The organism is Pseudomonas sp. NFPP04, assembly GCF_900113815.1.
In the GTDB taxonomy this organism is placed as follows: Bacteria; Pseudomonadota; Gammaproteobacteria; order Pseudomonadales; family Pseudomonadaceae; genus Aquipseudomonas; species Aquipseudomonas extremorientalis.
On sequence record NZ_FOQS01000011.1, the window covers coordinates 166131 to 181428 of the forward strand.

General features: G+C 58.6%; 12 protein-coding genes. 11 read left to right on the plus strand and 1 reads right to left on the minus strand.

Annotated features, from left to right (window positions below):
• The first annotated feature begins 77 nt into the window (after window positions 1-77).
• From dnaK to BM017_RS22100, 7 genes are all read left to right on the plus strand, one after another.
• Window positions 78-1994, plus strand: a complete 1917-nt coding sequence (gene dnaK, locus BM017_RS22070; RefSeq protein WP_092248363.1) for a molecular chaperone DnaK — start codon at window positions 78-80, stop codon at window positions 1992-1994.
• 317 nt (window positions 1995-2311) lie between these two features.
• On the plus strand, window positions 2312-3436 hold the full coding sequence (dnaJ, locus tag BM017_RS22075; protein WP_071489991.1) for a molecular chaperone DnaJ: 1125 nt from the start codon (window positions 2312-2314) through the stop codon (window positions 3434-3436).
• A gap of 10 nt (window positions 3437-3446) precedes the next feature.
• Complete coding sequence (gene dapB / locus BM017_RS22080) at window positions 3447-4253, plus strand: 4-hydroxy-tetrahydrodipicolinate reductase (RefSeq protein WP_092248366.1); 807 nt, start codon at window positions 3447-3449, stop codon at window positions 4251-4253.
• A 259-nt stretch (window positions 4254-4512) separates the two neighbouring features.
• Entirely contained in the window at window positions 4513-5649 is a 1137-nt protein-coding gene (gene carA, locus BM017_RS22085; RefSeq protein ID WP_071489993.1) for a glutamine-hydrolyzing carbamoyl-phosphate synthase small subunit, read from the plus strand.
• A 105-nt stretch (window positions 5650-5754) separates the two neighbouring features.
• Window positions 5755-8976 carry a carbamoyl-phosphate synthase large subunit gene (gene carB / locus BM017_RS22090; RefSeq protein WP_092248368.1) on the plus strand — a complete coding sequence of 1074 codons (3222 nt, stop codon included), beginning with the start codon at window positions 5755-5757 and terminating at the stop codon, window positions 8974-8976.
• Window positions 8973-9449 (plus strand): transcription elongation factor GreA, encoded by a 477-nt coding sequence (gene greA / locus BM017_RS22095; protein ID WP_060752268.1) that lies wholly within the window; start codon window positions 8973-8975, stop codon window positions 9447-9449. The genes carB and greA overlap by 4 nt, the downstream gene beginning before the upstream one ends.
• 28 nt (window positions 9450-9477) lie before the next feature.
• Complete coding sequence (locus BM017_RS22100; RefSeq protein ID WP_092248371.1) at window positions 9478-9882, plus strand: MFS transporter; 405 nt, start codon at window positions 9478-9480, stop codon at window positions 9880-9882.
• A 9-nt stretch (window positions 9883-9891) separates the two neighbouring features.
• Here BM017_RS22100 and yhbY read toward each other — a convergent pair whose 3' ends face one another.
• Window positions 9892-10200 (minus strand): ribosome assembly RNA-binding protein YhbY, encoded by a 309-nt coding sequence (gene yhbY / locus BM017_RS22105; protein ID WP_028617972.1) that lies wholly within the window; start codon window positions 10198-10200, stop codon window positions 9892-9894.
• Window positions 10201-10306: 106 nt separating this feature from the next.
• On the opposite strand from yhbY, the gene rlmE reads away from it, so the two are divergent.
• The 4 genes from rlmE to glmM all read left to right on the plus strand — a co-directional run bounded on the left by rlmE (window position 10307) and on the right by glmM (window position 15282).
• Window positions 10307-10957 (plus strand): 23S rRNA (uridine(2552)-2'-O)-methyltransferase RlmE, encoded by a 651-nt coding sequence (rlmE, locus tag BM017_RS22110; RefSeq protein ID WP_010206606.1) that lies wholly within the window; start codon window positions 10307-10309, stop codon window positions 10955-10957.
• A 200-nt stretch (window positions 10958-11157) separates the two neighbouring features.
• Entirely contained in the window at window positions 11158-13068 is a 1911-nt protein-coding gene (gene ftsH / locus BM017_RS22115; RefSeq protein ID WP_058427653.1) for an ATP-dependent zinc metalloprotease FtsH, read from the plus strand.
• Window positions 13069-13076: 8 nt separating this feature from the next.
• A complete protein-coding gene (gene folP, locus BM017_RS22120; protein WP_071489995.1) occupies window positions 13077-13928 on the plus strand; it encodes a dihydropteroate synthase in 852 nt (283 codons plus the stop codon).
• A 16-nt stretch (window positions 13929-13944) separates the two neighbouring features.
• Window positions 13945-15282 (plus strand): phosphoglucosamine mutase, encoded by a 1338-nt coding sequence (gene glmM / locus BM017_RS22125; RefSeq protein WP_092248374.1) that lies wholly within the window; start codon window positions 13945-13947, stop codon window positions 15280-15282.
• Window positions 15283-15298 lie beyond the last annotated feature (16 nt).

The window sequence follows — 15298 nt, forward strand, 5'->3', positions numbered from 1 at the left end:
AAGTCAAGCGTTTAAGTGCTACCGCAGTTAGCCACCACTGCTGCGGCAACCAAATTCAAGTTTCGGGAGAGTAAATCATGGGCAAAATTATCGGTATCGACCTGGGGACCACCAACTCGTGTGTGTCCGTCATGGAAAATGGCAAGGCCAAAGTCATCGAGAACGCGGAAGGCGCGCGTACCACACCGTCGATCATTGCTTACGCAAATGATGGCGAGATCCTGGTCGGTCAGTCGGCCAAGCGCCAGGCTGTCACCAACCCGCACAACACTCTGTACGCAGTAAAGCGTCTGATCGGTCGTAAGTTCGACGAAGAAGTCGTACAGAAAGACATCAAGATGGTGCCTTACAAAATCGCCAAGGCTGACAACGGTGACGCCTGGGTTGAAGTAAATGGCGCCAAGATGTCTGCACCGCAGATTTCGGCTGAAGTCTTGAAAAAGATGAAGAAGACGGCCGAAGACTACCTGGGTGAAACAGTGACCGAGGCGGTGATCACCGTTCCGGCCTACTTCAACGACAGTCAGCGTCAGGCCACTAAAGACGCCGGCCGCATCGCGGGCCTGGACGTAAAACGTATCATCAACGAACCAACCGCAGCTGCGCTGGCTTACGGCATGGACAAGGCCAAAGGCGACCACACCGTGATCGTTTATGACCTGGGTGGTGGTACGTTCGACGTGTCTGTCATCGAGATCGCTGAAGTTGACGGCGAGCACCAGTTCGAAGTGTTGGCCACCAACGGTGACACCTTCCTGGGTGGTGAAGACTTTGACATTCGTCTGATCGACTACCTCGTTGACGAATTCAAGAAAGAAAGCGGCATCAACCTCAAAGGTGATCCGCTGGCGATGCAGCGTCTGAAAGAAGCTGCTGAAAAAGCCAAGATCGAACTGTCTTCGAGCAATTCGACCGACGTGAACCTGCCGTACATCACTGCAGATGCCACCGGTCCTAAGCACTTGAACGTGAAGATTTCTCGCGCCAAGTTGGAAGCACTGGTTGAAGACCTGGTTCAGCGCACCATCGAACCTTGCCGCATCGCGCTGAAAGACGCCGGTATCGACGTTGGCTCCATCAACGACGTGATCCTGGTCGGCGGTCAGACCCGTATGCCATTGGTTCAACAGAAAGTTACCGAGTTCTTCGGCAAGGAAGCACGTAAAGACGTGAACCCGGACGAAGCGGTTGCCATGGGTGCTGCCATCCAGGGTGCGGTACTGGCCGGCGACGTGAAAGACGTGCTGCTGCTGGACGTCAGCCCGCTGACCCTGGGTATCGAAACCATGGGCGGCGTGATGACTGCGCTGATCGAGAAAAACACCACGATTCCTACCAAGAAATCCCAGGTGTTCTCGACTGCCGACGACAACCAGGGCGCGGTGACCATTCACGTGCTGCAAGGTGAGCGTAAGCAGGCTGCTCAGAACAAGTCCCTGGGCAAGTTCGACCTGGCCGAGATTCCACCAGCTCCACGTGGCGTGCCACAAATTGAAGTGACCTTCGACATCGATGCCAACGGCATCCTGCACGTTGGCGCGAAAGACAAGGCGACTGGCAAAGAGCAGAAGATCACCATCAAGGCCAACTCCGGTCTGTCTGATGAAGAAATTCAACAGATGATTCGTGATGCTGAAGCGAACGCTGATGCGGATGCCAAGTTTGCCGAGCTGGCTGGCGCCCGTAACCAGGGTGATGCGCTGGTTCACTCGACGCGCAAAATGGTCGCTGATGCTGGCGATAAAGTGACTGCCGAAGAGAAGGCTGCCATCGAAGCTGCTGTCGTTGCCCTGGAAACCGCCGTGAAAGGCGATGACAAGGCAGCTATCGAAGCCAAGATCGAAGAACTGTCGAAAGTGTCTGCGCCAGTTGCTCAGAAAATGTACGCCGAACAAGGTCAGCCAGCTGACGGTGCTGCGCAACAGGCAGAGCCTGAAGCCAAGCACGACGACGTTGTCGATGCCGAGTTCGAAGAAGTCAAAGACCAGAAGTAAGTTGGTCGCCCGGTTGACCGCTATCAAGCGGTGACTGGTAGGATGTCGCCGCGCGGGAGCTTGCTCCCGCGTTGGCGTGTCTGGGGTATGCGAATTTTTACAGCATGCGACAGTCTTCGGATGCTGGCGGTGTGATCGGGAATGCTCCTGCTTTCCGAGCAGTAAATACCGCATTTTTGGCCGGGTCCCTGGCTAAAAGTAGTAATGACCAGGATCGTTGAATTGACGTGAGTTGGGTCCGGGCCTGTATTGGGGCTCAACGAGTTTGGCAAGGCTCAGGAGGGTCTGGCCGAACGTCCTTAAGAGTGCAAAGACTTATGGCAAAGCGTGACTATTACGAAGTATTGGGTGTGGAGCGCGGCTCCAGCGAGACGGACCTGAAGAAGGCCTACCGTCGCCTGGCGATGAAGCATCACCCGGACCGTAATCCGGATAGCAAAGAATCCGAGGAAATGTTCAAAGAGGCCAACGAGGCCTACGAATGCCTGTCTGATCCCAACAAGCGGGCAGCGTACGACCAGTATGGCCACGCCGGTGTCGACCCGAGCATGGGCGGCGGCGGTGCCGGTTTTGGTGGCCAGAACTTCTCCGATATCTTCGGCGATGTATTCAGCGACTTCTTCGGTGGTGGCCGGGGTGGTCAGCGTGGCGGCGCCCAGCGTGGCAGCGACTTGCGCTACACCCTGGAGTTGAACCTGGAAGAAGCCGTACGCGGCACCAGCGTCAATATCCGTGTGCCGACGCTGGTCAATTGCAAGCCGTGCGACGGTTCGGGGGCCAAGAAAGGCTCTTCGCCGATCACCTGCCCAACGTGCGGCGGTATTGGTCAGGTCCGTATGCAGCAGGGCTTCTTCTCTGTGCAGCAGACCTGCCCGCGCTGCCATGGCCAGGGCAAGATCATTTCCGACCCATGCGACTCCTGCCACGGCGAAGGTCGTGTCGAAGAGTACAAAACCCTTTCGGTGAAAGTGCCGGCGGGTGTGGATACCGGTGATCGCATTCGTCTGTCGGGTGAGGGCGAGGCGGGTACGCAGGGTGGCCCTACGGGGGACTTGTACGTGGTGATCAATGTGCGCGAGCACTCGATCTTCCAGCGTGACGGTAAGCACTTGTTCTGCGAAGTGCCGATCAGCTTTGTTGATGCGGCGCTGGGTGGCGAGCTTGAGATTCCAACGCTCGACGGTCGGGTCAAGCTCAAGATTCCTGAGGGCACCCAGACTGGCAAGCAATTCCGTATCCGTGGCAAGGGCGTTGCGCCGGTGCGTGGCGGCGGTGCTGGCGACCTGATGTGCCGTGTGGCGGTAGAGACTCCGGTCAACCTGAATCGTCGTCAGCGCGAACTGCTTGAGGAGTTCCGCAGCTCGATGGAGGGTGATGACTCTCACTCGCCGAAAACCGCGGGCTTTTTCGACGGTGTGAAGCGCTTCTTCGGCGACCTGTAAGGAATTGAATATGCGACGTATAGCCGTAATGGGCGCTGCCGGGCGCATGGGCAAGACGCTGGTCGAGGCGGTGCAGCAACGCTCGCCGGCCTCCGGGCTGACGGCGGCGATCGTCCGCCCGGGCAGCACGTTGATCGGTGCGGATGCCGGTGAGCTGGCTTCGCTGGGGCGCATCGGCGTTTCGTTGTCGGGCAACCTGGAGCAGGTGGCTGACGAGTTCGACGTACTTATCGACTTCACCCTGCCGGAAGTGATGCTGAAAAACCTGGCGTTCTGCCGCAAGGCGGGCAAGGCGATGGTGATCGGTACCACCGGTTTGACGGTTGAGCAGAAGCAGTTGCTGGTGGAGGCGGGCAAGGATATTCCTATCGTCTTCGCGGCCAACTTCAGCGTGGGCGTGAACCTGTCGCTCAAGTTGCTTGATCTGGCAGCGCGCGTGCTGGGGGACGAGGCGGATATCGAAATCATCGAGACCCATCATCGCCACAAGATCGATGCGCCGTCGGGCACCGCGCTGCGCATGGGCGAGGCGATCGCTGATGCGCTGGGTCGCGACCTGTCGAAAGTGGCGGTATACGGCCGCGAAGGCCATACCGGCGCGCGTGCGCGTGACACCATCGGCTTTGCAACGGTGCGCGGGGGGGATGTGGTGGGTGATCACACCGTGTTGTTCGCCACTGAGGGCGAGCGCCTGGAAATCACGCACAAAGCGTCCAGTCGCATGACGTTTGCCAAGGGGGCGGTGCGTGCAGCGCTCTGGTTGGAAGGTCGCGAAGCGGGTCTTTACGACATGCGCGATGTGCTGGATCTGCACTAAGCAGTAGCTAAAACGGGGCCTCAAGCTTATGCTTAGGCCCCGTTTTTACCCGCTGAGCGACGCCCTGTCGCATTCCCCTGCCTTTAAGGCTCATTAGCGGTGGACCAAAAAAGCCTTTTTCTGTAAGCTACAGCTTTAGTGTGTCCACTAAAAGCGCGCAGAATAATTCGGTGAAGAAGCGGGGTGACGTGTCCATACGTCACTCCGCTTTTTTACAACCTGCGATCGCCCTTTCAGGCTTTATTTACGGGAGGTCTTCTTGACTAAGCCAGCCATACTCGCCCTTGCTGATGGCAGCATTTTTCGCGGCGAAGCCATTGGAGCCGACGGTCAGACCGTTGGAGAGGTAGTGTTTAACACTGCCATGACCGGCTATCAGGAAATCCTTACCGATCCTTCCTACGCCCAACAGATCGTTACCTTGACCTATCCGCACATCGGCAACACCGGTACTACACCGGAAGACGTCGAGTCTGATCGTGTCTGGTCGGCCGGTCTGGTGATTCGTGACCTGCCTCTGGTTGCGAGCAACTGGCGTAACACGATGTCGCTGTCCGATTACCTGAAGGCCAACAATGTTGTGGCGATCGCGGGTATCGACACGCGCCGCCTCACGCGCATCCTGCGTGAGAAGGGGTCGCAGAACGGCTGCATCATGGTCGGTGACAATATTTCCGAAGAGGCGGCGATTGCCGCAGCCCAAGGTTTCCCTGGCCTGAAGGGCATGGACCTGGCGAAAGTCGTCAGCGTCAAAGAGAAGTACGAATGGCGCTCCACGGTCTGGGACTTGAAGACCGACAGCCACGCGACCATCGAAGCCGCGGACCTGCCTTACCACGTAGTGGCCTACGACTACGGCGTGAAGTACAACATCCTGCGCATGCTGGTCGAGCGCGGTTGCCGCGTGACCGTGGTGCCGGCGCAAACCCCGGCCAGCGACGTGCTCGCCCTGCAACCGGACGGCGTGTTCCTGTCCAATGGCCCGGGTGACCCTGAGCCATGCGACTACGCCATCCAGGCGATCAAGGAAGTGCTGGAAACCGAGATTCCGGTGTTCGGTATCTGCCTCGGTCACCAATTGCTGGCCCTGGCCTCCGGCGCCAAGACCCTGAAAATGGGTCATGGCCACCACGGCGCCAACCACCCGGTACAAGACCTGGATACCGGCGTTGTGATGATCACCAGCCAGAACCACGGTTTTGCGGTAGATGAAGCCACCCTGCCGAGCAACGTGCGCGCCATTCACAAGTCGCTGTTCGACGGTTCCCTGCAGGGTATCGAGCGCACCGACAAGAGCGCGTTCAGCTTCCAGGGCCACCCTGAAGCCAGCCCGGGCCCGAACGACGTAGCGCCGCTGTTCGACCGTTTCATCAATGAGATGGCCAAGCGACGCTGACTGAGCGGCCTGCGGGCGGCCCCGAATGTCGGTGGCCCCCGCAGGCTCTTCAAAGATTGTTCAAGACGGCTTGCCGACTGACCTGCGGATTTGAGTGATAAACCCATGCCAAAACGTACAGACATAAAAAGCATCCTGATTCTCGGCGCTGGCCCGATCGTGATCGGCCAGGCCTGCGAATTCGACTACTCCGGCGCCCAGGCCTGTAAAGCCCTGCGCGAGGAGGGCTACCGCGTCATCCTGGTGAACTCCAACCCGGCCACCATCATGACCGACCCGGTCATGGCCGACGCCACCTACATCGAGCCGATCAAGTGGCAGACCGTTGCCAAGATCATCGAGAAAGAGCGTCCGGACGCGCTGCTGCCGACCATGGGTGGCCAGACCGCACTGAACTGCGCCCTGGACCTGGAGCGCGAAGGCGTCCTGGAAAAGTTCGGCGTAGAGATGATCGGCGCCAATGCCGACACCATCGACAAGGCTGAGGACCGTTCGCGCTTCGACAAGGCCATGAAGTCCATCGGCCTGGCCTGCCCGCGCTCCGGTATCGCCCACAGCATGGAAGAGGCCAATGCGGTCCTCGAGACCCTGGGCTTCCCGTGCATCATTCGTCCGTCGTTCACCATGGGCGGCACCGGTGGCGGTATTGCTTACAACCGTGAAGAGTTCGAAGAAATCTGCGCCCGCGGCCTGGACCTGTCGCCGACCAAAGAGCTGCTGATCGACGAATCCCTGATCGGCTGGAAAGAATACGAGATGGAGGTTGTCCGCGATAAAAAGGACAACTGCATCATCGTCTGCTCCATCGAAAACTTCGACCCGATGGGCGTGCACACCGGTGACTCGATCACCGTGGCTCCGGCACAGACCCTGACCGACAAGGAATACCAGATCCTGCGTAACGCCTCCCTGGCGGTATTGCGCGAGATCGGCGTGGAAACCGGCGGCTCCAACGTTCAGTTCGGTATCTGCCCGAACACTGGCCGCATGGTCGTGATCGAGATGAACCCGCGCGTATCCCGTTCGTCGGCCCTGGCTTCGAAAGCCACCGGCTTCCCGATCGCCAAGGTCGCGGCCAAGCTGGCCGTGGGTTACACCCTGGACGAGCTGTCGAACGACATCACTGGCGGCAAGACCCCGGCGTCCTTCGAGCCTTCCATCGACTACGTCGTCACCAAGCTGCCGCGTTTTGCCTTCGAAAAATTCGCCAAGGCTGATGCGCGCCTGACCACCCAGATGAAGTCTGTCGGTGAGGTCATGGCCATCGGCCGTACCTTCCAGGAATCCCTGCAGAAAGCCCTGCGCGGCCTGGAAGTGGGCGTTTGCGGCCTGGACGAGAAACTCGACCTGAGCAACCCGGAAAGCATGAGCGTGCTCAAGCGCGAGCTGACCGTGCCGGGCGCCGAGCGCATCTGGTACGTGGCGGACGCGTTCCGTGCCGGCATGACCGTCGAAGACATCTTCGGCATGAACATGATCGACCCGTGGTTCCTGGTGCAGATCGAAGATCTGATCAAGGAAGAAGAGAAGGTCAAGACCCTGGGGCTGGCCAGCATCGACCGCGACATGATGTTCCGCCTCAAGCGCAAAGGTTTCTCTGATCAGCGTCTGGCCAAACTGCTGGGTGTGACCGAGAAGAACCTGCGTACCCATCGCCACAAGCTGGAGATCTTCCCGGTCTACAAGCGTGTTGACACCTGCGCGGCCGAGTTCTCCACCGACACCGCGTACCTGTACTCCACCTATGAGGAAGAGTGCGAAGCCGCGCCGTCGGGTCGCGACAAGATCATGATCCTGGGCGGCGGTCCGAACCGCATCGGCCAGGGTATCGAGTTCGATTACTGCTGTGTCCACGCTGCCCTCGCCCTGCGCGAAGATGGCTACGAGACCATCATGGTCAACTGCAACCCGGAAACTGTTTCTACTGACTACGACACCTCCGATCGTCTGTACTTTGAGCCAGTGACCCTGGAAGACGTGCTGGAAATCGTGCGCGTCGAGAAGCCGAAAGGTGTGATCGTCCAGTACGGCGGGCAAACTCCGCTGAAACTGGCGCGTGCCCTGGAAGCGGCCGGCGTGCCGATCATTGGTACCAGCCCGGACGCTATCGACCGTGCAGAAGACCGCGAGCGCTTCCAGCAAATGGTTGAGCGCCTGAACCTGCGTCAGCCGCCAAACGCCACTGTGCGCAGCGAAGACGAAGCCATCCGTGCCGCCAGCAAGATCGGCTACCCGCTGGTGGTGCGTCCGTCCTACGTGCTGGGCGGTCGTGCGATGGAAATCGTCTACGAAGAAGAAGAGCTCAAGCGTTACCTGCGTGACGCGGTGAAAGTGTCCAACGACAGCCCGGTGCTGCTGGACCACTTCCTCAACTGTGCCATCGAGATGGACGTGGACGCGGTGTGCGACGGTACCGACGTGGTGATCGGCGCGATCATGCAGCACATCGAACAGGCGGGCGTTCACTCCGGTGACTCCGCTTGCTCGCTGCCGCCGTACTCGCTGCCGGCGCACATCCAGGACGAAATGCGCGAACAGGTCAAGAAAATGGCCCTGGAGCTGGGTGTTGTCGGCCTGATGAACGTGCAGCTGGCGTTGCAAGGCGAAGACATCTACGTGATCGAGGTCAACCCGCGTGCTTCGCGTACCGTGCCGTTTGTTTCCAAGTGCATCGGTGTGTCCCTGGCCATGATCGCTGCCCGCGTGATGGCCGGTAAGACCCTGAAGGAAATCGGCTTTACCAAGGAAATCATTCCGAACTTCTACAGTGTGAAAGAGGCGGTGTTCCCATTCGCCAAATTCCCTGGCGTGGACCCGATCCTGGGCCCAGAGATGAAGTCCACCGGTGAAGTGATGGGCGTTGGCGATACCTTTGGTGAGGCGTTTGCCAAGGCCCAGATGGGCGCCAGCGAAGTGCTGCCGACCGGCGGTACTGCGTTTATCAGTGTGCGTGATGACGACAAGCCACTGGTTGCAGGCGTGGCCCGCGATCTGATCAACTTGGGCTTCGAAGTCGTGGCCACTGCCGGGACCGCCAAGCTGATCGAAGCTGCCGGCCTCAAAGTGCGTCGCGTGAACAAGGTGACGGAAGGCCGTCCGCACGTGGTCGACATGATCAAGAATGACGAAGTCACCCTGATCATCAACACCACCGAAGGTCGCCAGTCGATCGCGGATTCCTACTCTATTCGTCGTAACGCCTTGCAGCACAAGATCTACTGCACCACCACCATTGCTGCTGGCGAAGCCATCTGTGAAGCGCTCAAGTTCGGTCCGGAAAAGACCGTGCGTCGCTTGCAGGATCTACACGCAGGATTGAAGGCATGACCAAATACCCAATGACCGTCCAGGGCTTCAAGGCCCTGGAAGAGGAGCACGCCCACCTGACCAAGGTCGTCCGTCCGAAGCTTAGCCAGGACATCGGGACGGCCCGCGAACTGGGTGACCTGAAGGAAAACGCCGAATACCACGCTGCCCGCGAGCAGCAAGGTATGGTCGAAGCGCGGATCCGTGACATCGAAGGCCGTCTGCAGAACTCGGTGGTCATCGATGTGACCACCATTCCTCATACGGGCAAGGTGATCTTCGGTACGACCGTCGAAATCGCCAATGTCGAGACCGATGAAAGCGTGACCTACCACATCGTGGGAGAGGACGAGGCCGACATCAAGCAAGGCAAGATCTCTGTGGGGTCTCCGATTGCCCGCGCCTTGATCGCCAAGGAAGAGGGTGATGTGGTCGCTGTGAAAACGCCGAGCGGTGTGATCGAGTACGAGATTGTTGAAGTTCGTCACATCTGAAAGACGGCGCCCGCTTCGTGCGGGCGCCATGCTTTGGCAGCTCTCCCAGATGCTTTGGGTGGGCGGCCTGTGGTTGTTGCACATCGGTGTGTTGCCGGCGCTGGGCCTGATTGGCCTGGCACCGCTGCTGATCGACGAGATCGATGGACTACTCAGTGCGCTGCTGGTGGGTTTTGCGGCGGTGTGCGTGACGCTCCAGGTATTGGTGCTGGTCAAAGCCGAGGGCTTGGGGAGTTTGTGGCGGGATATTCGCGGGCAACTGCTGTTGATGGCGCTGTATGCATGCGCAATGTTTTGCGTGGTGCATGTCTGGTTGCCGGAAGCGTTGCGCTGGCAGCTATTCAGCTATCTTGTGCTAGGGTTCTCCGGCCTGGTGCTGGTTTTACAGCCTGCACCGGGATGGAGTGGTGGGGCGCGCGAAGCACGCCCGTGACCCTTTTTATTACTTGAAGCGGTGTACGTTCGACAGTTGCTTGTTGACGCTGAAGTTCTTGCGATACAGCAGCGCCATCTTGCCGATGACCTGGACCAGGTCCGCTTTGCCTGCCTTGCACAGTTCTGCAATAGCAGCCAGGCGAGCTTCGCGATCAAGGATGTTGACCTTGATCTTGATCAGTTCATGATCGTTCAGCGCACGTTCGAATTCGGCTAACACACCTTCAGTCAAACCGTTATCTGCCACAATCAGAACTGGTTTCAGATGGTGGCCAATGGATTTGTACTGTTTCTTCTGCTCTTGAGTGAGCGGCATAATCTGACCCCTGCGTCTGATCTTGTAAAAAGCGGCGGCCAGTTTACCCGAGCGAGTCCGGGACCGCCCAGTTAATCACGACCCGTTTTATTTTTCGAGGTGGCCCGTGGCCCGTTCCAAAACCAGCCTTAAGTGGCTACAAGAACATTTCAACGATCCTTACGTCAAAAAGGCGCAAAAGGACGGTTACCGGTCCCGGGCCAGCTACAAGTTGCTGGAACTCCAGGACAAGGACAAATTGTTCCGCCCAGGCATGAGCGTGATCGACCTGGGTGCCGCCCCGGGTGGCTGGTCCCAGGTGGCCAGTCGTCTGATTGGTGGGCAAGGCCGGTTGATCGCTTCTGACATCCTGGAGATGGACAGCATCCCGGATGTGACGTTCGTGCACGGGGACTTTACCCAGGACGCGGTCCTGGCCGAAATCCTGGAAGCCGTCGGAAATTCGCAGGTGGACCTTGTGATTTCCGACATGGCCCCCAATATGAGTGGATTACCGGCTGTTGATATGCCGCGAGCCATGTTCCTGTGCGAGTTGGCGCTGGATCTGGCGGGTCGGGTATTGCGTCCGGGTGGTGATTTCCTGGTCAAGGTCTTCCAGGGTGAAGGCTTCGACGAGTACCACAAGAACATTCGCAAGCTGTTCGACAAGGTGCAAATGCGTAAGCCGGACTCCTCGCGTGACCGGTCTCGCGAGCAGTATCTGCTGGCGCGGGGGTTCCGTGGCATCGAAGGCGCCGCCAGTGATGAGCGTCTTTGAGGGTTTGAAGGGAGTCGATAGGTTTTTTTATATCGCTTTCGTCACGAAGCTTTACGAATATTGTGTAGTCAAAGTTTCACAAAGGGTTACAGACGGCGCCTGCCAGTGTTGTAGGTAATGTAGTAAGTTAGGCCGGTGAATATCATGCGAAGCGCGCGCCAGTAGCGGAGCTTGCTTCAGAGGGTAGTTAATTGAACGATATGGCAAAGAATCTGATCCTGTGGTTGATCATCGCGGCTGTCCTGGTGACGGTGATGAACAACTTCTCCAGCCCTAACGAGCCGCAGACCCTCAACTATTCCGACTTCATCCAGCAAGTTAAGGATGGCAAGGTCGAGCGCGTAGCGGTTGATGGCTACGTGATCACCGGCAAACGCAACGATGGCGACAGCTTCAAGACCATTCGTCCGGCCATCCAGGACAACGGTCTGATCGGTGATCTGGTGGATAACCACGTGGTCGTCGAAGGCAAGCAGCCTGAGCAGCAGAGCATCTGGACCCAGTTGCTGGTAGCCAGCTTCCCGATCCTGGTGATCATCGCGGTGTTCATGTTCTTCATGCGCCAGATGCAAGGTGGTGCGGGAGGCAAGGGCGGACCGATGAGTTTCGGCAAGAGCAAGGCACGCCTGCTCTCCGAAGACCAGGTGAAAACCACGCTGGCTGACGTTGCCGGTTGCGACGAAGCCAAGGAAGAAGTGGGCGAGCTGGTCGAGTTCCTGCGCGATCCGGGCAAGTTCCAGCGATTGGGCGGCCGCATTCCTCGTGGTGTGCTGATGGTTGGCCCTCCGGGTACCGGTAAAACTTTGCTGGCCAAGGCGATTGCCGGCGAAGCCAAGGTGCCGTTCTTCACCATTTCCGGTTCCGACTTTGTCGAGATGTTCGTCGGTGTGGGCGCCAGCCGTGTTCGTGACATGTTCGAGCAGGCTAAGAAACATGCGCCTTGCATCATCTTCATCGATGAAATCGACGCCGTCGGTCGCCATCGTGGCGCCGGCATGGGCGGCGGTCATGATGAACGTGAGCAGACCCTCAACCAGTTGCTGGTTGAGATGGACGGCTTTGAAATGAACGACGGCATCATTGTGATCGCTGCTACCAACCGTCCGGACGTGCTGGACCCTGCATTGCTGCGTCCAGGCCGCTTCGACCGTCAGGTTGTGGTGGGCTTGCCGGATATCCGTGGTCGCGAACAGATCCTGAAAGTACACATGCGCAAAGTGCCAATGGGTGATGATGTGGCTCCGGCCGTGATTGCCCGTGGTACTCCTGGCTTCTCCGGTGCCGATCTGGCCAACCTGGTCAACGAGGCCTCGTTGTTCGCTGCCCGTACCGGCAAGCGTATCGTGGAGATGAAAGAGTTCGAATTGGCCAAGGACAAGATCATGATGGGCGCCGAGCGCAAGTCCATGGTCATGTCCGAGAAAGAGAAGCAGAACACCGCTTATCACGAAGCCGGTCACGCCATTGTCGGTCGTGTTGTGCCTGAGCACGACCCGGTCTACAAAGTGTCGATCATCCCGCGTGGTCGGGCGCTGGGTGTCACGATGTTCCTGCCGGAAGAAGACCGTTACAGCCTGTCCAAGCGCGCACTGATCAGTCAGATCTGCTCGCTGTACGGCGGTCGGATTGCCGAAGAGATGACCCTTGGCTTCGATGGCGTCACCACCGGCGCTTCCAACGACATCATGCGTGCCAGCCAGATTGCACGGAACATGGTGACCAAGTGGGGCTTGTCGGAAAAACTCGGTCCGCTGATGTATGCCGAAGAAGAAGGCGAAGTGTTCCTGGGGCGTGGCGGTGGTGGTCAAAACGCCAGCTTCTCCGGTGAGACAGCCAAGCTGATCGACTCCGAGGTGCGCAGCATCATTGACCAGTGCTACGGCACGGCCAAGCAGATTCTCACGGATAACCGCGACAAGCTGGATGCCATGGCGGATGCGCTGATGAAGTACGAGACCATTGATGCCGACCAGATCGACGACATCATGGCCGGCCGCACGCCGCGTGAACCTCGCGATTGGGAAGGCGGTTCTGGCACCTCTGGCACTCCACCCGTGGTTCAGAATGAACGCCCTGAAACCCCGATTGGCGGCCCGGCAGCTGACGTCTAAGGTTTGAAATGACTTCTGTGTTGTCCTCCACCCGGTTGCCTTGCGGCAACCGGGTTCTTGATTTGGCCCATACGCATGTCATGGGCATTCTCAATGTAACCCCCGACTCTTTCTCTGATGGCGGCCGCTTCAGTCAGCGCGATGCTGCATTGCGTCATGCAGAGGCCATGGTGGCGGCGGGAGCGACCCTGATTGATGTCGGCGGTGAGTCGACTCGGCCTGGTGCTCGACTGGTTTCTCCCTTGGAGGAGCTGGAGAGGGTCGCGCCAATAGTTGAACGCATTGCGCGTGAACTGGACGTGATCATCTCGGTTGATACATCAACCCCGGCGGTAATGCGCGAAACTGCACGCCTGGGGGCGGGAATGATTAACGATGTCCGCTCCCTTCAGCGTGACGGTGCGCTTGATGCGGCAGCGGCCACCGGTTTGCCGGTGTGTCTGATGCATATGCTGGGTGAGCCGAGCAATATGCAGGACAGTCCTCACTATGATGATCTTGTTGGTGAGGTGAGTGGATTTCTTGCCGAGCGGGTTGCGCACTGCGTTGCCGCCGGGATTGCTGTGGAAAAGATCGTCCTCGATCCCGGTTTCGGCTTTGCCAAGACCCTGCAGCACAATCTAAGTCTGTTCAAGCATATGGAGTCCTTGCATGCCCTTGGTCGGCCTCTTCTGGTCGGCGTTTCGCGCAAGAGCATGATAGGGCTTGCGCTGAATCGCCCGGTGGGTGAGCGACTGTACGGTGGTCTTGCACTGGCGGCGCTTGCAGTCACCAAGGGTGCGCGTATCTTGCGGGTGCATGATGTTGCCGAGACGGTGGATGTGGTGCGTATGATTGCCGCGGTAGAATCAGCCGAATAAGAATGATGGAGCACTTATGACTAAAAAATATTTTGGCACCGACGGTATTCGCGGTCGGGTCGGCGAGTTTCCGATTACTCCTGATTTCATGCTCAAGCTCGGCTGGGCCGCAGGTATGGCGTTCCGCAGCATGGGCGCGTGCCGCATCCTGGTGGGCAAGGACACTCGGATTTCGGGTTACATGTTCGAGTCGGCGCTGGAGGCGGGGTTGTCTGCTGCGGGTGCCGATGTGATGCTGCTGGGGCCGATGCCGACGCCGGCCATCGCTTACCTGACGCGCACCTTTCACGCTGAAGCCGGTATCGTGATCAGTGCTTCGCATAATCCTCATGATGACAACGGCATCAAGTTCTTCTCGGGTCAGGGCACCAAGCTGCCGGACGAGATCGAGTTGATGATCGAAGAGCTCCTGGATGCGCCGATGACGGTGGTTGAGTCCAGCAAGCTTGGCAAGGTGTCGCGTATCAACGACGCCTCCGGCCGATACATTGAGTTCTGCAAAAGCAGCGTGCCAAGCAGCACCAATTTTGCCGGCCTGAAGATTGTGGTCGATTGCGCCCATGGTGCGACCTACAAGGTCGCGCCGAGCGTATTCAAGGAGCTGGGCGCAGACGTGACAGTGCTGTCGGCCCAGCCTAACGGGTTGAACATCAACGAGAACTGCGGCTCCACCCATATGGAGCAGTTGCAGGCCGCTGTACTTGCCGGGCATGCCGACCTGGGTATCGCCTTTGATGGTGATGGTGATCGTGTACTGATGGTGGATCACACGGGTGTCATTGTTGATGGTGATGACCTCCTGTTCATCATTGCTCGCGACCTGCACGAGCGTAACAAGCTGCAGGGCGGTGTCGTCGGTACGCTGATGAGTAACCTGGGGCTTGAACTGGCCCTGGCGGATCTGGGTATTCCGTTCGTGCGTGCCAATGTCGGTGACCGTTATGTGATCGCGGAACTGCTTGAGCGCAACTGGCAGGTAGGTGGTGAGAATTCCGGACACGTAGTCTGCTTCCAGCACACCACGACAGGCGATGCGATCATTGCTGCGCTGCAGGTGCTTATGGCCATGAAGCGTCGTGAAGAAAGTCTGGCCCAGGCGCGCCAGGCCATGCGCAAGTGCCCGCAAGTATTGCTGAACGTGCGTTTTGCGGGCGGCTCAAATCCTATTGAGCATCCGGCTGTCAAAGAGGCATGTGAGCGTGTAACCCTGGCAATGGAGGGGCGTGGCCGTGTGTTGTTGCGCAAGTCCGGCACAGAGCCGTTGGTGCGTGTCATGGTCGAAGGTGATGACGAAACACAGGTTCGCGGCCATGCCGAAGACCTGGCAAAACTGGTAACTGAAGTTTGCGCCTGAATTCGGCTTGCCAGTG

Excerpts from the sequence above, each read along its gene's own strand:
- carB (WP_092248368.1), top strand. The coding sequence starts at position 5,755 with ATGCCAAAACGTACAGACATAAAAAGCATCCTGATTCTCGGCGCTGGC.
- ftsH (WP_058427653.1), top strand. The coding sequence starts at position 11,158 with ATGGCAAAGAATCTGATCCTGTGGTTGATCATCGCGGCTGTCCTGGTG.
- greA (WP_060752268.1), top strand. The coding sequence starts at position 8,973 with ATGACCAAATACCCAATGACCGTCCAGGGCTTCAAGGCCCTGGAAGAG.
- folP (WP_071489995.1), top strand. The coding sequence starts at position 13,077 with ATGACTTCTGTGTTGTCCTCCACCCGGTTGCCTTGCGGCAACCGGGTT.
- dapB (WP_092248366.1), top strand. The coding sequence starts at position 3,447 with ATGCGACGTATAGCCGTAATGGGCGCTGCCGGGCGCATGGGCAAGACG.
- yhbY (WP_028617972.1), bottom strand. The coding sequence starts at position 10,200 with ATGCCGCTCACTCAAGAGCAGAAGAAACAGTACAAATCCATTGGCCAC.
- glmM (WP_092248374.1), top strand. The coding sequence starts at position 13,945 with ATGACTAAAAAATATTTTGGCACCGACGGTATTCGCGGTCGGGTCGGC.
- dnaK (WP_092248363.1), top strand. The coding sequence starts at position 78 with ATGGGCAAAATTATCGGTATCGACCTGGGGACCACCAACTCGTGTGTG.
- BM017_RS22100 (WP_092248371.1), top strand. The coding sequence starts at position 9,478 with ATGCTTTGGCAGCTCTCCCAGATGCTTTGGGTGGGCGGCCTGTGGTTG.
- dnaJ (WP_071489991.1), top strand. The coding sequence starts at position 2,312 with ATGGCAAAGCGTGACTATTACGAAGTATTGGGTGTGGAGCGCGGCTCC.